The following is a 19447-nucleotide window of genomic DNA, read 5'->3' as shown; positions in this document are numbered from 1 at the left end:
GATGCTTTTACTATGAAAAGAAGTTGGGTGATTTCAACAAGTATTACGATTCTTCTGATCCTTACGTTCATGCTCTCTACCTATCAAAACATCGCGGGTGAGATTAAGCTTGGGCTTGATCTGCAAGGTGGATTTGAAATTCTTTACGAAGTAGAGGATCCATATGAAGGAAGAAGCATTGAGAAAGAGAAACTAGTAAAACAAACCGCTTCCATCATTCGTGATCGGGTTAACCTATTAGGAATCAGTGAACCGGTGATTAGGGTTGAAGATGACGATCGGATTCGCGTCCAGCTGGCAGGGGTGGAGGATCAGGAGGAAGCGCGCGATATCTTATCGATCGGGGGCAACATCACGTTCCGAGATACCGAGAACAACCTTGTTCTTTCTTCGACAGATTTTTCCTCTGTGAGTGTTGAAGACGTATCAGATCATCTTCCACCACAGGTTACGGTCTCGTTTCGAGACGCTGTCGATATGAAAAGTATCACAGAAAACTATCAAGGTGAGATGCTTGTTCTTTGGCTGGATTATATCAAAGGAGATACATTTAGTGAATCTGAACCAAATGTGATTTTCGCAGGCGATCTTGAAGGAACATGGCCGTATAAAGGGCTTGCGCTCTCAAGTGATTTCACCCAAGAAGAAGCAGATAAGCTTGCTAAGGTTCTGAGTACTGGCGATCTTCCTGCTCCGATCGAAGAAGTATATTCGCGTTCTGTTAGTGGACAGCTCGGTGAGAAGGCTCTACACAATACGGTGATTTCAAGTGGGATTGCGATGATGTTGATCTTTTTATTTATGATAGGGAAGTATCGCTATCTTGGGACGATTTCGGTTTTCTGTATGGTGTGCTATCTTTATCTAACGTTTGCGATCTTTGTGTTTCTAGAAGGTGTTCTCACGTTGACCGGACTAGCTGCTTTTATTCTCGGACTTGGAATGGCGGTTGATGCGTCGATTCTAACTTTCGAGCGGTTAAAGGAAATCAAGAGGAAGGACGCTTCGTTCGAAGCGCTCGTTATGGAAGCGTCGAACCGGTCATTTCGAACTATCGGAGATGCTCAATTAACGACATTGATTGCAGCGGCGGGACTTTTTGTATTTGGCGTAGGTAGTGTGAAAGGATTCGCGGTCATGCTGCTCATCAGCATTATTGCTGGCTTTTTGACGTGTTACGCGTTGTTAAGGTTATTGTTGTATATGGTTGGTGAAATGAGAATCGTAGAATGGTTTGGGAGAAAGGGTTGACTGGATGAAAGCATTATTTTTGTTGTATGACGGTTACTCTTATCCAACGTTTCGATGAGAAGAAGAAATGGATCGCAGCCATCTGTGGTGCTTCTACACTGTTAGGTATAAGCTCGGTATTACGAGACAGGGAGTACTCTACTTCTATTGAAATAGAGGAGTTTCCGACTTGCTTTGATCCTGCATACAAAAGTAAGGCCGACTTAACAGTTTGTGAGAATCTGATTACCGCTGAAGGAAATGCTTACGTAGAATTTGCGGTTGCTGTTGGGAACGAATTAGATCTCTTTCATGACCGAGAAGATGAATTAGAGACTGTCCTTTTCTTTAAAAATCAGCTGAGGGGATAAATAAAGACCCACAGTGCTAAGAAGTTTAGCTTAAATATCGTTAGGGAGGGAAGCGCGAATGGAGACTTTTGAAGACTATTTGAACAAGATCGAACATCCAGAGCATCGAGCGCGAATGGAAGAGATCTTTGCCTGGATCGAGGAAAAGTATCCGAACTTACAAAAGAGGGTTGCCTGGAATCAGCCTATGTTTACCGACCATGGAACGTTTATTATCGCTTTTAGTAAAGCGAAACATCATATGTCGGTTGCGCCTGAACAAGTGGTAATCCATCATTTTGCAGATGAAATTGAAGGTGCTGGCTATAGTTTCACCAAGCAGCTCGTTCGAATTCCGTGGGAGGGCCCAGTGAATTACGAGTTACTTGAGAAGATGATCGAGTTTAATATTGAAGATAAGGCGGATTGTGAGAGTTTTTGGAGAAAGTGATGAGTGTGCTGTTCTTTAGCAAATGGGCAGAAATATTGAAGACTAAATTTATGTGAATAGAATAAGAAATTGGGGGGAGTTTATGAGTTTTTGGACTTGGCTAGCAATTGCTATTGTTTTAGCGAGTAGCATAACGAGTGGCGTAGTGGCCGCTAATTCTAGAAAGAAAAAGACTGATAAAAAATATATAGTGGCACTTATTTGGTTTATGTTTGCAGTGATTATATTTTTTGTTTGGTGGTTTTTACGGTAACTTTATTCAACTATATCGGAGCGTTAATCTAAAAGGATTACGCTCTACTTTATTTTAGCTAATAACAGGTCAGCTTAATGGGGTAAATGTACTCCGAAGTTCTAAAACAAATTGGGCAGTAGAGTTCAGTAAAGTCAAAATGATATGTTGGTATGTAGAAGATGAGGGGAGGGGTATTTATTATAAAATCAAATAAATTACTTTTAACTGTTTTAACATTGATGTTATTTCTTTTGAGTGCTTGTCAAACGAATGATGTAAAAGAAGAGCCATATGATGGCGTGCCTTTAAGGATTGCAGTTGTTGGTGAACAACCTAATGTTAGAGAGGAACAGATAAACTTTAATGAATTATCTTTAAGTAAGTTACATAATTCAAACACAAGAAAGTATGATGCAGTATTCATTATGGAAAACCATTTATCTGATGCTTCAAATTCAAAATATGTAGAACTGTATAAGAATAAGAACGTTCCATTCTTCTTTGTAGGCTTACAGGCAAATACTATACCTTTTCAAGATTTAGAAAATCCCGTGTCCTATGAAGAAGAAGCTGAAAAGGTTAATGGTACGCAGAATTTTATATCAGGATTGTTGTATGAAGGAGAAGAAAAAGGCTATCGTGGCTGGAAATTTGCATATCCAATTAAAAACAGTGAAGTACAACGAGATAATGTAAAAGGAATATATTCTGAGGTATTCAAGGTCGTTGAGAATGAAGTAAATAAAAATTCTTAAACTACAGCTGGATTAGCTCAAAGCCTGAGGATGTCTCGAATTCAAGTTTACCATAATATCGGAGCAATTGTTAAATACCTAAGGGAACCCAAATGTTGCGGGGTTCCCCTTTTTTAGTTCAATTATCAACAATAATCTTTAACATAGCTTTTTGCTTAAAAGATGTTAGGTAAAGTAAGTTCTGGAAGATTGCTGTAAATAAGCCTATTACTTTTGCTCGACAGCATTCGAGCTAATCCGGGTGGTACCTGTCACTGTACGGTGATCAAACACTCGCTTTGCTTTTCCTTCAGAGCGAGGTAGCGATGATGGTTCTTTTAAGAAGACTTCCATTGATACGAGCGCTTCGGTCTTGACCATCAACGCGATTCGTGAGGTCAACTCCTGTGCAGCAGGGTGGCTGAACGTTTGGTCTTTAAGAGAGGTGAAGAATTCTTGAGATACCTCAACGTGTAGTTCCACGTGATCCATCGGGCCTTTCTTATGAAGATGAATCTGATAATGGGGTGCAAGTTCGTCTAGGCTGCATATAAACCTCTCTATCTCTGATGGAAACACATTGACTCCACGTATGATCAGCATGTCGTCGATCCGGCCTTTGACGCGACTCATTCGTGTCGTCGTTCTACCGCACTCACAAGGCTCACGCGTAATCGAAGCGATATCTCCTGTTCGGTAGCGTATGGTCGGTAATGCTTCTTTTGTAAGACTCGTAAACACGAGCTCACCGTCCTCGCCATCTTCGACAGGTTCGAGCGTGTTAGGGTCGATCGCTTCAACGAAGAAATGGTCATCAGCAATATGAAGACCGTCCTGACAATCCACACATTCTTGGGCAACACCTGGTCCGATCACTTCACTAAGGCCGTAAATGTCGGTCGCTTTCAGTTCGAACATGCTCTCGATTTGCTCTCTCATTCCTTCTGACCATGGTTCTGCGCCGAGGATCGCAATTTCTAACGAAGTTGAGGCAGGATCGATGCCCTGTTGCATCATGGCTTCACCAATACTCAATAAATAAGAAGGCGTACAACATATAATCCTCGGTTTAAAATCTTGAATGAGGGAAATCTGTTTGACTGTATTACCACCAGAAACTGGAACGGTTGCACATCCGAGTTGCTCAGATCCTACGTGAAGACCGAGTCCACCAGTAAATAGCCCGTAACCATATGCATTATGAAGGATGTCTCCTTTTCGTCCGCCTGCCAAGGAAATAGCTCTTGCGACGATTTCGCCCCAGTTGGCTAGGTCGTTTTTTGTATATGCGACAACTGTTGGCTTTCCACTTGTGCCAGAGGAGGCATGAATTCGGACGATGTCTTCCATTGGACTTGCTAGTAGATTAAAAGGGTAGTTTTCTCTAAGGTGATGTTTTTGAGTGAAAGGGAGTCGGCGTAGATCATCTAGTGTCTGAATATCTTTTGGGGTGATGTGTGCTTTCATTAATGCATCGCGGTAGAAAGGGACATTTTGAAAAGCGCGCTCAACTGTATTCTGCAAGCCTTTTAGCTGATGTTCTTTCATTTCGGCAGGATTCCAACTTTCACACTCCGAATAAGTAGCCATCTCACCATCTCCTTGTATGATAGTTTTATCACGGTTTATGTAATGTGCGTTATATTTAAAGTAGTCTTTTATGGAAGCGCTGTCAATTTATTTTGAAAATTTAGACACCAATAAATTGGAAATAGTTCAAAAGTCGTTGTCTATTTGGCGTTCGACAAATTCCGGGTGGTACCAGGTACCATTACGTGTACAATTCTTTTGTGTTCAATCGTTATACATAATGAAAACATCTAAAGGAGGATTCGATGGAATTCAATCAAGAAGAGAAAGAGCTGCTTGCTGTTTCAGAAAAGAATCGAGATTTAAGGTCAGAGTTTGATGGATTAATTGCAGCGTTCAAACAAGATCTATGGAATTACTGTCGCTACATTACAGGCTCTCCGTGGGATGGAGAAGATCTTTTTCAGGAAACGATGGTAAAAGCATTCGGAGGACTTTACCAGAGGTGGCATCCGACGAACCCTAAGTCCTACCTATATCGAGTAGCGACTACGACTTGGATTGATCAGTGTCGTAAACAAAATCGAGTCGTTGGTTCGTTAGAAGAAGGAGATATGCCAATCGAGGAGTTTTCCGATAGTTTGGAAGGTGAAGAAGCACTCACATACTTAACAGACCTTTTTTCACCCAGAGAGTCCGCTGTGTTTCTTTTGAAAGAAGTATTCGCATTCAATGCAAAAGAAGTCGCTGGGATCGTCCGAACAACACCAGGAGCTGTTTATGCGAGCGTGAGGCGAATGAAGGAAAAGCTGAAAGACGCCTCTCCTATTGATGGCCATGGTAAGAAGGGCAATCTTCAACAAACTGATCATGTGATCCAGGCTTAGGATTACAAGAGTACTCAAAGAGCGAAATGCGATCAGGTTCTATGCAGTTTGGTCTCCCTGGCTTTCGTGCAGAACGATTCTTTCTCTGGGGGAAACCTGTCATCGTGGTGTTTTATGATGGTGAAGAGGGAGAGAAAATCCACGATATCCAATACCAAGAAGTTGAAAATGATAAGATCGTATACCATCGTAGTTTCTATTTCCGAAAAGAAATAATATGCGCAGCAGCTGAAGAACTTGGCTTTGCGCCACAGCTGAATAAGCCAGCAGCAGACTGGTAGAGTCCGCTTCGGTGCCTGGTACTGCCCGCTTTTGGTCGATGTTTGTCGAACGAGAGCGGGCAGGCTTTTTGGTGTTTATGTTGAACCTGTTTAGAAGAGGGACGGAGAAACGAAGTAGGTGATGCGGTATGAGTTGTAGCTGGGAAGAGTGTTCACATGATGTTAAAGGTTTTGTAAGAAATCTATTAAAAGAAACGAAAGCCATCTTAGGGGCTGGTTTTGTAGGCTTTTACATACATGGGTCTCTAGCGATGGGTGGATTTAATCCGATGAGAAGTGATAGCGATATTCTCGTTGTAACGGTAAGAGAATTAACGATTGAAGAGAACAAGCACCTTGCAGAGGTCCTTCTGAAGACTTCGAATGAACCGTTTCCGGTCGAAATTAGTATTCTCACCGTACAGCATTTACAAGATTGGAAGCATCCATGTTTCTATGAGTTTCATTATAGTGAAGGTTGGCGTGACTGGTATGAGCATGCTCTTTCGAAAGGAGATGTTCAAGCAATCGCAGATTTAAAAGGAGAAGACCCTGATCTAGCGGCACATCTCACGATTTTAATCAATCGAGGAATCTGCATTGAAGGACCACCTATCAGCGAGGTATTTCCGGTCGTACCGCGATCAGACTATATATCTTCTATTCTATATGATTATGAAGACTGTTTAGAGGACATTGAGAGCAATCCCGTGTACTGTATGTTGAACATTGTCAGAGTGTATTGGTACTTACATGATGAGGTGATTTCATCAAAGCAAGAGGCAGGAATATGGGGGAGAACATCATTTCCTGGAAAGATTGGTATCACTATCGAAAAGGCTTACGAGAATTATTCAGGTTTGAAAGAGCACTCATTTGAGAGAAGCGATCTTTTGGCAGTAAGAGATTATTTTCAACCACGAGTGACTGAGTTGATGAGAATGCCTTAATTGTATTATGATCTCGGGTTGATTCCCTTTTGTTCACATAAAATAAGGAGGGTTTGAGATGCTTGAGCGAATCGATACGTTTTGTTTAAAGGTACGTGATATTGAACGATCTAGTCAGTGGTATCAAGAAAAACTTAGGTTGAAAGAGACGTTTCGCGATGATGGCTATCGCATATTGAGTGTTGGCGATAGTCGTGTTCCAATCACGATTGAAGAAGGTGAAACAGCACGTTCTAATCACCAGAGCTATCCGATATTCTTCACATCTACCATTGAGGAGACGTACGAAACGCTACGAGAGCGTGGCGTAGAAGTAAGCGAACTTCAGCGTGATGAGGTGAATACGTTTTTTGATTTATATGACCTTGATGGTAATCGCCTACAGGTTTGTTTTTGGGAGTAGCTACTAGTGAAGGAGTTGTTTAAGACTTGTGAGTAAGAATGTGAAACGAGATGGAGGATTACCTGCACATCGAGATTCTCTTTTAGAGAATGCTGTAACCGATCTTCGCTCAGACCCGAACGTACTAGGGATTTACTTAAGTGGTTCTTTAGCGAAAGGGAACGCCGATTTGTATTCTGATATCGACCTTCATGTTCTCGTCAGAACAGAGAGCAAGGGCGATTTTATTAACAAGAAGCGTGAGCGATCAGGTCGCTGGGGAGAGGTGATGTTTTTTGAAGGGGTGTCGACATCACCCGTTATTGTGGCGCACTACGATTGCTTTGTAAAAGTAGATTGCTGGTATCATGCTCCTGAAGAGTTCGTTCCGTCTCTTTGGTTACGAGGAGCTGAAGTGCTCTATGACCCGAGCAACCTTATAACTGATGTGATAAAGAAATCTGCTGACATTAACTACAAGTTATCGTCAGAGGAGGTAGCGTTCTGGAGAGGAAAAGTGCTTTCATTTATTCACGAAACTTACCGAGCTGTGATGAGAAATGAAGTGTACTATGCGTATGCGAACGTTGATCGTGTTCGCTGGCTTATCGCTTCTGGGTGGTACATGGAACTTGGAGAGCATCTTGATGGTTCATATGGTGTTTGGTCGAAGGTTGAAAGTAAGCGTGGGAAATTGAAGGAGCATCAACTTTCTCTTTTAGTAGATTGGAAGTGTAACCCTGAGTCAAATGAAATGATGGATCTCATAGAGAGGATGACGCCTGAGTTTATTAGATTGAACAAGGTGCTCAGTGATCAGGTAGGGATAGAAGCGAATGAGGCTCGTATACAAAAATGCATCATTAAAGTGTTTTGAGCAAGTGTAACCATAGGATCAGGAAAATTAGAAGGAGGGAATACGGTGATTTTACATACAGAAACGTATGGAGATGGCGAGACGGTGGTTCTTTTGCATTCCGGCTTACAAACGGGGCAAACAGATTTCGTAGCACAACAAGAGGCGTTACTGGAAAGTAGAAAAGTAATCGTGCCTGATTTAAGAGGACATGGGAAATCTGTGAGTGATAATTTTTCCAATTACTTCCAAGATGCTGCGCGTGATTTAAAAGAAACATTGGATTATTTAGAGGTAGAACGGTTTCACTTGGTCGGGTGTTCGTTAGGAGGACTCGTCGCACTGTTGTTTGCGAAAGCATTCCCGGATCGACTGCTAAGCTTAACGATGTCAGGGGTTACGGCTGATCAACCAGCTCATTGGAGCGAATCTCATAAGGAAGAAGTGAAGTTCCAAACGGACCTTTTACAAAATAAAGAGATTGTTGGCCAATTGGATCAAATTCATGATTCTGACTGGAAGCAGTTCATCTATATGGCTCGTGATGTGGATTGGTATCCGTTTGAACACACAGCAGATTTAAATCGCATCGACGCTCCTATTTTATATATGGTCGGTGAAGGGAATAAGGATGAAGTGATTTCCGCTTCAACGTATCAGAGGATGCATGAAAATGTTCATGTGAGCGTGATTCCGTTTGCATCTCATCTTGTGCATGTCGAGCAGCCAGCTTTGTACACGGAGATGTTACTAGCATTTCTGGACAAGGTAGAGGAAAAGAATCGTAACTTGATGGAATCTACCAATTAACGGTAAGCTCCTTTTGTGTTTGGGAGGCCAATGAATGAGAACAGAAAAGCAAAAGATGCTAGACGGAGAGATGTATGATCCGGGTGACGAAGAACTTTTGAACGATCGATTACGTGCTCGTCGGTTGACGAGGTTATATAATCAAACGAGTGAGACAGAAACAGAAGAACGGTCTCAGTTATTAAGAAGTTTGTTTGGTTCGACAAAGGAAAACGTAGGGATCGAACCAACGTTTAAGTGTGATTATGGGTACAATATTCATGTTGGAGAAAATTTCTTCATGAACTTCGACTGTGTCATACTAGATAGTTGTGAAGTTCGTTTTGGTGATAACTGTATGGTAGCTCCTGGCGTCCATATTTACTGTGCGACGCACCCCCTTGATCCGGTTGAACGAAATTCTGGAAAAGAGTTTGGAAAACCAATCATCATAGGAGATAACGTATGGATCGGCGGAGGAGCGATTATTAATCCTGGGGTAACGATTGGAGATCATGTTGTCATCGCTTCAGGTGCAGTCGTCACAAAAGACATTCAGGATAATGAAGTAGTTGGAGGCAATCCAGCGAAGAAGATAAGAGAGGTACCGATCAGGCCTAGATCGACATTCGACAAATAGCGGGGAGTGACAGGCACCGACGAGGGACCGAGGAGGGAAAGAAATGCCGGATTTAAAGAATCAAGTGATCGTGATCACGGGAGCGAATCGTGGCCAGGGTCGAGCGATCGCTGAACACCTCATCACGCTTGGGGCGACCGTAGTGGTCGCTGCCAGAAGCTATGAGAGTGCTAAGAATGTTTGTAAAGAAATAGATAATGAACAAAAAGCCTATCCTATCCAGCTTGATGTTACGAAAGAAGAGCAATGGCAGGCGGGAATGAGTGAAGTTGAAGAGCAGTTCGGAAAGATCGATGCTCTTGTAAATAATGCTGGCGTGTTAAAGCGCAAGTCGTTTCAGGAGATAACGGTTGAAGACTACCAGGAATTAATTAACGTAAACCAGCTAGGTGTATTTCTCGGAATGCAGGCAGTTCTCCCCTTGATGGAGAAGCAGGGAAAAGGGTCGATCATTAACAACGTTTCGATTTCAGCTTTTGCACCGATCGGGAAGTCTACGGCTTATGCTGCTACAAAAGCTGCGGTGGTCGCCATGTCAAAGGCAGCTGCAATCGAAGTGGGACCTAAAGGGATTCGCGTGAATATGATTCATCCGGGTGGAGTCGAAACGGAAATGGCGACACAAGGACAAGGTGTTCCGGCATTTTATGAGTCGATTCCTCTTGGACGTATCGGTCAACCGATCGAAATAGCAAGAGCGGTTGCTTTTCTTGCGTCTGATGAGAGCTCCTATTGTACAGGTACTGAAATCGTGGTTGATGGAGGTATGACGCTAGGATCTGCCAGTGTTTAGTCTTAGTGAGCAACAGAAAGCAATTGGTGACGATCTCTTTCATGAAATGAAAACAGGTACTAAGAAGCAAAAAAGAGCATATCGAGCGATATCTGAACTGGAGATAATGAAAGACTTAAAAGCCTATCACCCTGTACTATGCGGAACGATTCCGATCGACATCGATATCGAGAGCTCAGATCTTGATATTGTGATGGAAGTGAATGATGCTGAAGCATTTGAAACGAAAATTCGAAACTTGTACAGCTCAAAAGATTCGTTCAAGGTAAAGAGAACGACAATTAGAGGAAACGAAATTATAAAAGCAACCTTCGTGTTTCAGCACTTCGAGTTTGAGCTTTTCGGTCAAGCTCAACCTGTACATACCCAATTTGCCTTTCTTCATATGGTGATCGAGTTTGAATTGATGAAGAAGTATCCAGGTTTGAAGGATGGCGTGATCGAACTTAAGAAACAAGGCTACAAGACAGAGCCGGCATTTTGTAAGCTTTTGGAGATCGAGGGAGATCCTTATGAAGGGCTTATTCGATCCGCGTTTGCATAATTGTGAACTGAAGACAGGAGAGGGGGAGTTACCTCCTCTTTTTTTGTATGGATTTTATTTCAAGTTTCGCAAACTTATTCAATGGATGCGTCGTCTAATTAAGTAGGACGGAGGGACAGGCATGGAAGAAATAGATTATGAACTGTTCGAAGCAACAGATTCTGAGTGGATCATTGATGAAGTCATGAAAAAGTATGGACAGGAAGTGTTACAGCTAGTTTATTCCTATGTAAAAAATAAAACAGTTGCTGAGGACTTAACACAAGAAATTTTCATCAAATGTTATAAATCTTTACATAAGTACAACGGAAAATCAAAACTGCGAACGTGGTTATGGCGAATTGCGATTAATCACTGTAAAGATTATTTGAAGAGCTGGTATAACAATAATGTTTCGGTTTCAGATGGTGTTATGGAGGTAGAAGCAGCTCCGAAGGAGTCTGTTGAAAAAATGATTATTCAAAGAGACGAGGACCAACAGTTGGTTTCAGAAGTGATGAACTTGCCTTTGAAATATCGAGAAGTCATCTATCTTCGCTATTTTGAAGAGCTACAGATTAAGGAGATCAAGCAGGTGACAGGCGTTAATAGTAGTACAGTGAAAACGCGGCTGAAGCGAGCGAAGTTGATGTTGAAAGAAAGATTGGAGGATTAGGATATGGAAAATCGGTTGAGAAATTTAAAAAAAGCGATGAAGGCTAAGACATTTAACGATTTAACGTTCACCGATAAGCACAAGCAAGAAATATATGAAAAGATTAATCGCTCGCTTGAAACCGAAGAGGATATTTTATTTGCGATTATGCAGATTCTGATGCATGAGAACACAGGAGTTGAGCTTGCAACAAAGCTAAGAGCACGATCCGTTGTCACTTTTCAGGATAATGAAGGCTTCCTTTATACATATTTGCATCGACTAGAGGTTTCCGATTGTTTGCAGTCAACATGGCATGATGATGGTGCGAAATATTATAAATTAAACAGTAAAGGGAAGCGTCTATTGGAGAAAGCGGAACAGAAACAGTCAAAACGGAGCGTTGTTCTTAAGCGGTTGTTGGAGGTGTAAATGATGGCGGAAAATCCAATACACTCTTATCTAACTAAGGTGATGAAGGAAATAAAATCACATGAGGCGAGGAGTTATGTTTCGAGCGAGTTGTCTTATCATATTATAGAAGCGAAAAATAAGTGGAAAGATAAAGGCTTTTCAGATGAAGAAGCTGAAGAAAAAGCGATCCTGCAAATGGGTGAGCCAGCGAAACTTGGAAAGAGTCTGAACAAAATTCATAAACCAAAGGTCGATTGGTATATGCTGATTCTCGTTATGGGAGCACTCGGATTAGGTTTTCTTCCGCTGTTTGTATTAGGAGACCACATTTCAACAGTCAACCTTGTGGAGACGAAGGTTATCTCAGTGCTACTTGGATTGATCGTGATCATCAGCTTCATGCTATTCGATTATAGGCGTCTAAGAAAGTTTGGTTGGGTGTTCTACATAATTGGGACGTCCCTATTAGTAGCGCTTCAATTATTTGCAGGTCAGTTTGTTAATGGCAGTCCCATTATTCCCTTAGGACCGTTTACGATCGAAGGGAAGTTAGCGTTGCCGTTCTTGTTTATTGCTTGGGCATCATTTTATAGTTCGGAAAAGTTTAAGCTGTGGCAAATGGTGTTGTTATTTGTTATCCCGCTATATTATTATTTTACATTGCCAATGATCGCCACCGCATATATTTATTGTGTGATGGTCATGGTGATGCTTGCATGGAGCACGTTTCCAAGGAAGACTACGTATAAGGTTTGGGGCGCATTTATAATAGTGGTTTTGACCCTTGTTTCATTATCTTGGACAGTAATGGATTATTATCAAAAACGACGATTTGTATCAGTCTTTTATACAGGGGATGCTGATGCGAACTATGTACTAACTCTTCTTAAAGAGCAGTTGCTTCAGGCTGGGTGGTTTGGAAATCCTGATGCTCACTATGTACCCGACCCGCATACAAATTTTGTTTTCGTTAGCTTAACGGCTCATTACGGTTGGTTGTTCGGGATCATGATACTACTGGTTTTGAGCTTGCTCGTGCTAAGGATGGTAGCGATCTTTCGAACTGTTAATGAGCCTTTCACCAAACTTTTGCTTGCTGGAGCGATTGGATTAATCGCAACGCAGTTAATTTCAAACATTCTCATGTCTGTAGGCGTATTTCCTTCTACTACGATGTCGCTTCCGTTTATTAGTTATGGTCTAATGCCGATCGTATTGAATGGTTTTATCGTCGGGATGGTATTAAGTATCTATAGAAGAAAGCACATCATTTCTCACTATACTAGAAAGGTAGACTAATCGTGATCATACGGGTAGTCTACCTTTTTATTCGTTTGTAGAACATGCTGATATTCGTATTGGGATTTTATGCTAAAATTAGGAAGTGACTAAAATACGTTCGACAAGATTTGAGAAATTCCGGGTGGTGACAGGCACCGTTCTAAAGTCGTGAAAGGAAGGTCGAATGAATAAACTCGTTTCTTGGGTCGAGGAAATAAAAGATAAAAACGCTAGTACAGCAGCTGCACTCATCGTCATGAAGGACAATGAAGTCGTACTCGAACACTACAGTGGCAAGCACTCGAATACAGAAGACGCGCGCCAAGTTGATCAACAGTCTCGGTTCAACGTCGCCTCTGCAAGGAAGAGCTATCTTGGATTAGCTGTTGCATATGCGATCTATGAAGGGAAAATTACTAGTTTAGATGATTACGCCAGAAACTACTTCGATGATATCGATCATGAGTTGCTTGGAGCGACTACGATTCGTCATTTAGTTACTCATTCTCACGGGTTAGACGAAAACCTTGAAGGCAATCTCATAAGAGAATTCGAACCTGGTGAGAGCTGGGCGTATCGTGGAATCAATATTGTCATGATGACAAAGCTCATACATAACCTCTACGAGAAAAATTTTCCGCAGCTTTTGAAGGAAAGAGTCTTTGAACCTCTTGGCTTCACTAAGACCTGGTGGGAGGTTTCAGATTCTCCTGAACTTGTTAGCGTGATTGTAGACCCTGCAGATAAAGGGGAGACCGCGTTAGGAATGAGAGAAGACGGTCTAGAGAAAAACCTCTTTGTAAACACGCGTGAGTTTGCTGAGTGGGGAAAACTCTTTCTTAATCGGGGTAAGATGAACGGTAAACAGATTGTACCAGAAGCGGTGATGGAACTAGCAACGACCATTCAAAGCCCCCCTTATGCCGATAAAGAATTGCCGCAGAACGGTTTGTTTTGGTTCGTTCAAGACGAGCCGCGGGAACGAAGTGAACTTGGGAGTCGCGTGCCACGAGGTTCCTATCAAATCCTTGGCGTAACTGGACCTACGCTTCTCGTGATTCCAGAATACAATGTGGTTGTCGCGAAGATGTACAACAAACGGTATAACTATGGTGGAGAAAACTATTTATATTATTTGAAAGAGTTTAGTAATCTTGTAGCGGATTCGTTTTGTGTAAAGTAAAAAGAAGAAAGAATTGGAGGGGCAAAACATGCCTACAGTAGGATTAGTAAGACATGGAGTGACCGAATGGAACTCTTTAGGAAAAGCGCAGGGACATTCGAATATTTCCTTAAATCAAGAAGGGAAAAACCAGGCGTTAAAGCTTGCTGAAAGACTTTCAAAAGAAGAGCCTTGGGATGTAATCATAACGAGTGACCTTTCAAGAGCAAAAGAAACGGCGGAGATCATCGCGTCGAGGTTACCTCACACGCCAATTATCGAACAACCATCCATACGTGAGATGCATGGCGGTGAAATCGAAGGAACGACAGAGGCTGAAAGAGTTGCGAAGTGGGGAGAAGATTGGCGTAATAAAGAGCTCGGAATGGAAAAGCGTCAAGACGTGGCGCAAAGAGGCGGCGCGTTTTTAGAAGAATTAACAAGCGCTTACAAAGGAAAAAGGGTACTCGTCGTGAGCCACGGTGCTTGGATCGGAATCACGCTTGAATACTTATTTCCGGAAGAATACTTCTATGCATTCCTTGAAAATACATCCTTATCGATCATACAGAAGAGTGATCAAGGCTGGCGTAACGTTCTATTTAATTGTATCTCCCATTTGTAATCGAATGAGGGAAGCAGTGCAGCTTCTAACGAATCATTGTTTAAATGTAGGAGGGACACTATGAAAAGAATACTGTCTAGTAAGTGGTTTGGTTATCCATTTATTCTTTTATTGTTAGTAGGAGATTACAGTAATCAGCCACTTTCTTCTATTGTAGGGCATGTAGGAATGGCATTGTTAATGGGGCTCATAGTGTCACTAACTGCTTACATCATCAGACTGTTTAGGAAAAACAAACGTCCCGAAGGAGAACGATAGTTGAAAGATAGAGGTGGTAGTTTGATCAAAGTATTACGAATTGTTTTATCAGCCGTAACGGTTGGGTTATCAGTCTTCGTATTAGTAACCGATCGTTTTGAACTCATGCCTTATTTGATGTTTGGTTTAGGGACGGTTATGTTTGTCACGGGAATTGCAGAATGGAAAGGGAATCGGAAAGAGAATGCAGCTATGTTGATGGTGACATCAGCTTTTGTGTATACTGTCATTTTGTTTTAATGGAGTGAGAATATGAGACGGGTCGTTCAGGATACGCTACACTACTATTATATTGAGCCAGCGGATGTCATCCGCCCTCAAACCATCATCATCTATCATGGCTTTGGCAGCGCTGCTGTAGGATCAGTTGATTTGGCGGAAACTTTTGCGAAGGAAGGATTTTCAGTCGTGATTCCTGAACTAATCTTTCACGATTCAAGGATGCCGTTCACAAATCATTTTCAACCTGAGATCATGCAGACGTATTTTTGGAAAACAATCTTTCAAAGTATCGAAGAATTTCCATCGCTCGTTGCAACTATTGGTTTAAGAAAAGAAAATGTCATTCTCCTCGGAAGCTCGATGGGTGGCTTTATTGCAAGTGGTATCGCTAGTAGGGAAGCGAACTTAGCCGGGTTAGTTAATGTAAATGGTTCTGGTTCATTCGTTTTTTCGGAGACTTTATTTCGAGATAAAGATGATAGGGGAGCTATTCCAGGCGAGCTGTTAGCTGCCTTCAAAAAATTCGACCCAGTTGAGTTGGGGAGGGGGATTCCACCAACACTCCTCCTTCACGGAGAATGCGATGAAATCGTGTCGATTCAAGGGCAGAAAGCCTATTACCGGTACTTGGCTGAAGAAAGAGACCATGTGATATTCAAAAGCTATCCTAATATAGGGCATCAATTTACTGATGCAATGGTTCGAGATGTAATCGAATGGTTACACCAGAATTTCTTGAGTGTGAAAGCTAATCCATAAAAGGATTAGCTCTTTCTTTGTCTAATTTAATTAGTAGGGTGAAAGTCTTTGTAGTAAGAAAGTAATGCTAAAAAGAGGGGTGATGGTGTGAAAACGAAAATGAATCAGTTGTTCGAAGATGAAAGATGCGTTCATGTGCTGTATGCCTATGATGGGGTAAAGAACTATATTAAACAGGTGGTTGGGTTTATACAAGATGGAATTGAAGCGCGAGACCACGTTATTCTTATTGAGAATGAACCGATGTATCGGATTATTTATGAAGAAATGTCCAATCTTTTAACAACTGAAGAAATGACATATGTTCATCGAATCAACAACTTTGATTTTTATTTTTCTAACGGCAGTTACCATCCCCCTGCGATCGTGGAGCATTTCAATAAAGTGGTGCAGCCATACGTTGAGAAAAATGTTAGGTTTAGGTCCTGGGCACATGTAGAATGGGCCTCGATGGAAGAACCTTTGCATATAATAGAAGATTTTGAAAGGATTGTTGATGGTGCGGTGAATGACTATTCGTTTCCTTTGATTTGTGCATACGAAGGAGAGCGAATGCCGGACTATCTTATTAACATCCTCATGGAAACACATCCATATGTCCTTATGGAAGAGGATTTCGTGATCTCAAAACAATATCAGGCTTAGAGAGCAGACTGAATTGAAGATCTAGGGGAAGAACTCAGAGTGGACACGATTGGTCTTTCGATCGCTAGAGGTTTGTATGAAGCGTTTGGCTATGAAATAACAAACGTGATGATGATGATGAAAAATATGATATAATCTTTCACGATGTGGGATGCTAGGGAGAGCTAAGATAGGCTCTTTTTTTTTGACCCTATTTGAGCAATTTGAGGGCTAGTGCTAAGTTTACATAATCAACTCTTAACGAAAGGTGATGAAGATATGAAAGCTGTACAAGTAACAGGTTACGGTGACGTTGATAAGCTACAGATTGCTGAGGTACCGATTCCTGAGCCGAAGGATAATGAAGTTCTTGTAAAAGTAAAAGCATGTGCGATCAACAATACAGAGATTTGGATGAGAGAAGGCGCATACGGAACAGGATCCAAATCAGGTTGGAGACCTGAAGGCGTACAATTTCCGAGAACGCCTGGGTCTGATATTACAGGGCAGGTCGTCAAAGTAGGCGCACAGGTGGATAAGACGATGAAAGGGAAGAATGTTGTTCTTTTTCCATTTACGTCGAGCGGGGAAGAAGGTTCAGAACATATTTCGGAAGACATGAGCTTCATTGGCTCCGAATATGACGGAGGCTATGCAGAATACGTTGTTTGGCCAGCTGAGCTTTGCTTTGATATGCCGCTATCTAACTATATCGAAAGTGCTGTGTTTTCGGTTAGTGGGATGACGGCTTGGCACATGGTGGAACAGATTCAACCAAAACCAGGTGAAACGGTGATGGTGACTGGCGCGAATGGCGGCGTTGGGTCATTGAATGTTCAGATAGCTTCAAAAGTGTTCGGTGCTAATGTCGTCGCACTCGTCGGTGATCTAGCTCTTGAAGAAAGTATGAAAGAACTCGGAGCGACGCATGTTCTATCTTATAAGTCGGAAACTATCGCCCAAGATATTCTCGATGCGAACGGCGGCCCAATCGATTCCGTACTAGACGTTGTTGGTGATGCGTTATTCGGAACATCACTTCATGTATTGAAAAAAGGTGGCAAGTTCTGTACGTCAGGTTCTGCAGGCGGCCAAAAGACGGAGCTTGATTTCAGGACGCTATACTTAAAACATATCACGCTATACGGTTCTGTCCTTGGGACGCGTTCCGAATTTGAGAAAATGTTAAGTGCCATTGCAGACGGAAAAATTCAGCCGGTTATCGAGAGAACGTTCCCACTCGAAGCGGCGAGAGAAGCACAAACGTACTTCAAGAATGCTGGGAAGCTTGGAAAGATCGTTTTATTGCCAGAAGAATAACGCTAGTTTTGACTCGTCAACGGTGACGGGTCTTTTTTTAGGCTGATACCCAATTTTTTCATGTACAAAAGCTACCTAATCGCTCTCATGAACATACACTGCTGTAGTACTTTAGAAAAGGTGGGCGAGAGGATGGCAACGGAATTAACGGGACGAATCGTTTTACCTGGTGACCCAGCGTATGACAAAGCAAGACAAAACCTTAATTTGTACCAACCAAAGTTTCCTGGAGCAATTGTGTTTTGTCAGGAGGAAAAGGATGTATTACATGCCTTAGCATTTGCTCGAGAGAAAGGTTTGCCTTTTCGAGTCAGAGTCGGAAGACATAGCTATCAAAATTTCTCGGTCGTTGATAATGGATTAGTGATCGATTTAAGCGAGATGAACGATGTAACCGTTAATGTGCCAACAAAGACGGCGAAGGTCTCTGCGGGTGCAGATTTAGGTAAGGTGTACAATACGTTATGGAAATATGGTCTTGCATTACCTGCTGGTACAGAATTTAGCGTTGGCGTTGCAGGGGTAACGCTAGGTGGTGGCATCGGGTATCTGTCGAGGCTATTCGGATTAACATGCGATCATCTTCTCAAGGTGAAAATGGTTGTAGCTAAAGGTGAGAAGGGTGCAGAGATTATCGAGGTGACGAGAGAACAGCATAGCGATGTATTCTGGGCATGCTGTGGGGGAGGTGGCGGAAATTTTGGAATCGTCACAGAGCTCACATTTCGCACCCATCCGATCGACAACGTTTCGGTTTTTAAAATCGAGTGGGAGTTCGACCAACTCGAATCCGTTTATGAAACGTGGCAGGGGTGGGCTCCTTTTACCGATGATAAGCTAACGTCTACGCTCGAACTTCATGCGAAGAGTCAAAATGTAATCCGATGTCTAGGTCAGTTCGTAGGGTCGAAAAAACGATTGATCGAATTGATCAAACCGTTAATTCATGAAAATAAGCCGAAGAAGGTGCAACTCGCCTCTCTACCTTTTAATAAAGCCTTCAACTATTTCAACGACCCAGCTGGGAATAAGCCATCATTCTTCAAAAGATCTGGGTCTTTCGGCTACAAGCCTATACCAAAGCGTGGAATCCAGATTATGAAACGATTCTTAGAACATGCGCCAAATGACAGTGCTTCAATCTGGCAACAGTCATTAGGAGGCGCAGTTTCAGAAAAACTTCCGAAAGATACTGCCTTTTATCACCGAGAAGCTCTTATCGCTCAAGAATACAATACTTCTTGGACCAGTGAAGAAGAAGCTAGGGAAAATATCCAGTGGGTAGTGGCATTACGAAAACAAATGCGTCCTTATACGGATGGAGACTACGTTAACTGGCCGGATCTGTCTATCCGTGATTGGCCAAAGGCTTACTATGGTGAGAACTTTCACCGGTTAAGAGAAGTGAAAACAGCAGTTGACCCTAAGAATGTGTTTACATTTCAACAAAGCATTCCACCATTTCATGAATAGAATCAGGTGCTCTCGTATGAGGGCATTTTTTGTGTATGCGTTTT

The 19447-nt window shown here is 42.1% G+C and carries 26 protein-coding genes; 25 read left to right on the top strand and 1 reads right to left on the bottom strand.

Going from position 1 to position 19447, the window contains the following annotated elements:
- Positions 1-12 precede the first annotated feature (12 nt).
- The 5 genes from secD (at position 13) to SJY16_RS14030 (ending at position 3021) form a co-directional block, all read left to right on the top strand.
- On the top strand, positions 13-1251 hold the full coding sequence (gene secD, locus SJY16_RS14050; RefSeq protein WP_377890087.1) for a protein translocase subunit SecD: 1239 nt from the start codon (positions 13-15) through the stop codon (positions 1249-1251).
- 26 nt (positions 1252-1277) lie between these two features.
- On the top strand, positions 1278-1601 hold the full coding sequence (locus SJY16_RS14045) for a DJ-1/PfpI family protein (RefSeq protein WP_377890085.1): 324 nt from the start codon (positions 1278-1280) through the stop codon (positions 1599-1601).
- 58 nt (positions 1602-1659) lie between these two features.
- A complete protein-coding gene (locus SJY16_RS14040; RefSeq protein ID WP_377890083.1) occupies positions 1660-2031 on the top strand; it encodes an iron chaperone in 372 nt (123 codons plus the stop codon).
- A gap of 82 nt (positions 2032-2113) precedes the next feature.
- Positions 2114-2284 carry a hypothetical protein gene (locus tag SJY16_RS14035; protein WP_377890081.1) on the top strand — a complete coding sequence of 57 codons (171 nt, stop codon included), beginning with the start codon at positions 2114-2116 and terminating at the stop codon, positions 2282-2284.
- Positions 2285-2445: 161 nt separating this feature from the next.
- Positions 2446-3021: a hypothetical protein gene (locus SJY16_RS14030; protein WP_377890079.1), complete on the top strand. Its 576-nt coding sequence runs from the start codon at positions 2446-2448 to the stop codon at positions 3019-3021.
- A gap of 207 nt (positions 3022-3228) precedes the next feature.
- Here the strand turns inward: SJY16_RS14030 and SJY16_RS14025 are convergent, their stop codons facing one another.
- The gene (locus tag SJY16_RS14025; protein ID WP_377890077.1) at positions 3229-4590 is read right to left on the bottom strand and encodes a LuxE/PaaK family acyltransferase; all 1362 of its coding nucleotides are present in this window, start codon (positions 4588-4590) and stop codon (positions 3229-3231) included.
- A gap of 245 nt (positions 4591-4835) precedes the next feature.
- Here SJY16_RS14025 and SJY16_RS14020 point away from each other — a divergent pair, with 245 nt between their 5' ends.
- From SJY16_RS14020 to SJY16_RS13925, 20 genes are all read left to right on the top strand, one after another.
- Positions 4836-5417, top strand: coding sequence for an RNA polymerase sigma factor (locus SJY16_RS14020; protein WP_377890075.1), 582 nt, complete (start codon positions 4836-4838; stop codon positions 5415-5417).
- A gap of 26 nt (positions 5418-5443) precedes the next feature.
- Positions 5444-5698: a hypothetical protein gene (locus tag SJY16_RS14015; protein WP_377890074.1), complete on the top strand. Its 255-nt coding sequence runs from the start codon at positions 5444-5446 to the stop codon at positions 5696-5698.
- A 128-nt stretch (positions 5699-5826) separates the two neighbouring features.
- Entirely contained in the window at positions 5827-6627 is an 801-nt protein-coding gene (locus tag SJY16_RS14010) for an aminoglycoside adenylyltransferase domain-containing protein (protein WP_377890072.1), read from the top strand.
- 58 nt (positions 6628-6685) lie between these two features.
- Positions 6686-7030 carry a VOC family protein gene (locus tag SJY16_RS14005; protein ID WP_377890071.1) on the top strand — a complete coding sequence of 115 codons (345 nt, stop codon included), beginning with the start codon at positions 6686-6688 and terminating at the stop codon, positions 7028-7030.
- 28 nt (positions 7031-7058) lie between these two features.
- The gene (locus SJY16_RS14000; RefSeq protein WP_377890069.1) at positions 7059-7886 is read left to right on the top strand and encodes a nucleotidyltransferase domain-containing protein; all 828 of its coding nucleotides are present in this window, start codon (positions 7059-7061) and stop codon (positions 7884-7886) included.
- 45 nt (positions 7887-7931) lie between these two features.
- Entirely contained in the window at positions 7932-8675 is a 744-nt protein-coding gene (locus tag SJY16_RS13995) for an alpha/beta fold hydrolase (RefSeq protein WP_377890068.1), read from the top strand.
- Positions 8676-8709: 34 nt separating this feature from the next.
- The gene (locus SJY16_RS13990) at positions 8710-9294 is read left to right on the top strand and encodes a maltose acetyltransferase domain-containing protein (RefSeq protein WP_377890066.1); all 585 of its coding nucleotides are present in this window, start codon (positions 8710-8712) and stop codon (positions 9292-9294) included.
- Between the two features lie 43 nt (positions 9295-9337).
- Positions 9338-10087 carry an SDR family NAD(P)-dependent oxidoreductase gene (locus SJY16_RS13985; protein ID WP_377890064.1) on the top strand — a complete coding sequence of 250 codons (750 nt, stop codon included), beginning with the start codon at positions 9338-9340 and terminating at the stop codon, positions 10085-10087.
- 46 nt (positions 10088-10133) lie between these two features.
- Entirely contained in the window at positions 10134-10631 is a 498-nt protein-coding gene (locus SJY16_RS13980; RefSeq protein ID WP_377892255.1) for a DUF4269 domain-containing protein, read from the top strand.
- A gap of 121 nt (positions 10632-10752) precedes the next feature.
- Entirely contained in the window at positions 10753-11286 is a 534-nt protein-coding gene (locus SJY16_RS13975; protein WP_377890062.1) for a sigma-70 family RNA polymerase sigma factor, read from the top strand.
- 3 nt (positions 11287-11289) lie between these two features.
- On the top strand, positions 11290-11697 hold the full coding sequence (locus tag SJY16_RS13970) for a PadR family transcriptional regulator (protein WP_377890061.1): 408 nt from the start codon (positions 11290-11292) through the stop codon (positions 11695-11697).
- On the top strand, positions 11698-12978 hold the full coding sequence (locus SJY16_RS13965; RefSeq protein WP_377890059.1) for an FtsW/RodA/SpoVE family cell cycle protein: 1281 nt from the start codon (positions 11698-11700) through the stop codon (positions 12976-12978). It begins immediately after the preceding gene.
- Positions 12979-13144: 166 nt separating this feature from the next.
- Entirely contained in the window at positions 13145-14143 is a 999-nt protein-coding gene (locus SJY16_RS13960; protein WP_377890058.1) for a serine hydrolase domain-containing protein, read from the top strand.
- A 28-nt stretch (positions 14144-14171) separates the two neighbouring features.
- A complete protein-coding gene (locus SJY16_RS13955) occupies positions 14172-14747 on the top strand; it encodes a histidine phosphatase family protein (protein WP_377890057.1) in 576 nt (191 codons plus the stop codon).
- A gap of 60 nt (positions 14748-14807) precedes the next feature.
- Entirely contained in the window at positions 14808-15005 is a 198-nt protein-coding gene (locus SJY16_RS13950; protein ID WP_377890056.1) for a hypothetical protein, read from the top strand.
- On the top strand, positions 15006-15245 hold the full coding sequence (locus SJY16_RS13945) for a hypothetical protein (protein WP_377890055.1): 240 nt from the start codon (positions 15006-15008) through the stop codon (positions 15243-15245).
- A gap of 12 nt (positions 15246-15257) precedes the next feature.
- The gene (locus tag SJY16_RS13940; RefSeq protein WP_377890054.1) at positions 15258-15986 is read left to right on the top strand and encodes an alpha/beta hydrolase family protein; all 729 of its coding nucleotides are present in this window, start codon (positions 15258-15260) and stop codon (positions 15984-15986) included.
- 87 nt (positions 15987-16073) lie between these two features.
- Positions 16074-16631: an MEDS domain-containing protein gene (locus SJY16_RS13935; RefSeq protein ID WP_377890052.1), complete on the top strand. Its 558-nt coding sequence runs from the start codon at positions 16074-16076 to the stop codon at positions 16629-16631.
- 258 nt (positions 16632-16889) lie between these two features.
- Positions 16890-17930, top strand: a complete 1041-nt coding sequence (locus SJY16_RS13930) for a zinc-binding dehydrogenase (protein ID WP_377890051.1) — start codon at positions 16890-16892, stop codon at positions 17928-17930.
- A gap of 132 nt (positions 17931-18062) precedes the next feature.
- A complete protein-coding gene (locus SJY16_RS13925) occupies positions 18063-19403 on the top strand; it encodes an FAD-binding oxidoreductase (RefSeq protein ID WP_377890049.1) in 1341 nt (446 codons plus the stop codon).
- Positions 19404-19447: the final 44 nt, after the last annotated feature.

Origin of the sequence: Alkalihalobacillus sp. R86527, assembly GCF_042466185.1 — a bacterium.
GTDB lineage: Bacteria > Bacillota > Bacilli > Bacillales > Guptibacillaceae > Guptibacillus.
This window is presented reverse-complemented; position numbering and strand designations above follow the sequence as displayed.

Bases quoted from the DNA above. Each gene is read 5' to 3' on its own strand.
- SJY16_RS13965 (WP_377890059.1), top strand. From the start codon at position 11,698: ATGATGGCGGAAAATCCAATACACTCTTATCTAACTAAGGTGATGAAG.
- SJY16_RS13990 (WP_377890066.1), top strand. From the start codon at position 8,710: ATGAGAACAGAAAAGCAAAAGATGCTAGACGGAGAGATGTATGATCCG.
- SJY16_RS13975 (WP_377890062.1), top strand. From the start codon at position 10,753: ATGGAAGAAATAGATTATGAACTGTTCGAAGCAACAGATTCTGAGTGG.
- SJY16_RS13955 (WP_377890057.1), top strand. From the start codon at position 14,172: ATGCCTACAGTAGGATTAGTAAGACATGGAGTGACCGAATGGAACTCT.
- secD (WP_377890087.1), top strand. From the start codon at position 13: ATGAAAAGAAGTTGGGTGATTTCAACAAGTATTACGATTCTTCTGATC.
- SJY16_RS14020 (WP_377890075.1), top strand. From the start codon at position 4,836: ATGGAATTCAATCAAGAAGAGAAAGAGCTGCTTGCTGTTTCAGAAAAG.
- SJY16_RS14045 (WP_377890085.1), top strand. From the start codon at position 1,278: ATGACGGTTACTCTTATCCAACGTTTCGATGAGAAGAAGAAATGGATC.
- SJY16_RS14005 (WP_377890071.1), top strand. From the start codon at position 6,686: ATGCTTGAGCGAATCGATACGTTTTGTTTAAAGGTACGTGATATTGAA.
- SJY16_RS14035 (WP_377890081.1), top strand. From the start codon at position 2,114: ATGAGTTTTTGGACTTGGCTAGCAATTGCTATTGTTTTAGCGAGTAGC.
- SJY16_RS13930 (WP_377890051.1), top strand. From the start codon at position 16,890: ATGAAAGCTGTACAAGTAACAGGTTACGGTGACGTTGATAAGCTACAG.
- SJY16_RS13960 (WP_377890058.1), top strand. From the start codon at position 13,145: ATGAATAAACTCGTTTCTTGGGTCGAGGAAATAAAAGATAAAAACGCT.
- SJY16_RS13950 (WP_377890056.1), top strand. From the start codon at position 14,808: ATGAAAAGAATACTGTCTAGTAAGTGGTTTGGTTATCCATTTATTCTT.
- SJY16_RS13970 (WP_377890061.1), top strand. From the start codon at position 11,290: ATGGAAAATCGGTTGAGAAATTTAAAAAAAGCGATGAAGGCTAAGACA.
- SJY16_RS14030 (WP_377890079.1), top strand. From the start codon at position 2,446: ATGAGGGGAGGGGTATTTATTATAAAATCAAATAAATTACTTTTAACT.
- SJY16_RS13925 (WP_377890049.1), top strand. From the start codon at position 18,063: ATGGCAACGGAATTAACGGGACGAATCGTTTTACCTGGTGACCCAGCG.
- SJY16_RS14040 (WP_377890083.1), top strand. From the start codon at position 1,660: ATGGAGACTTTTGAAGACTATTTGAACAAGATCGAACATCCAGAGCAT.
- SJY16_RS13980 (WP_377892255.1), top strand. From the start codon at position 10,134: ATGAAAACAGGTACTAAGAAGCAAAAAAGAGCATATCGAGCGATATCT.
- SJY16_RS13940 (WP_377890054.1), top strand. From the start codon at position 15,258: ATGAGACGGGTCGTTCAGGATACGCTACACTACTATTATATTGAGCCA.
- SJY16_RS14015 (WP_377890074.1), top strand. From the start codon at position 5,444: ATGCGATCAGGTTCTATGCAGTTTGGTCTCCCTGGCTTTCGTGCAGAA.
- SJY16_RS14010 (WP_377890072.1), top strand. From the start codon at position 5,827: ATGAGTTGTAGCTGGGAAGAGTGTTCACATGATGTTAAAGGTTTTGTA.
- SJY16_RS13985 (WP_377890064.1), top strand. From the start codon at position 9,338: ATGCCGGATTTAAAGAATCAAGTGATCGTGATCACGGGAGCGAATCGT.
- SJY16_RS14025 (WP_377890077.1), bottom strand. From the start codon at position 4,590: ATGGCTACTTATTCGGAGTGTGAAAGTTGGAATCCTGCCGAAATGAAA.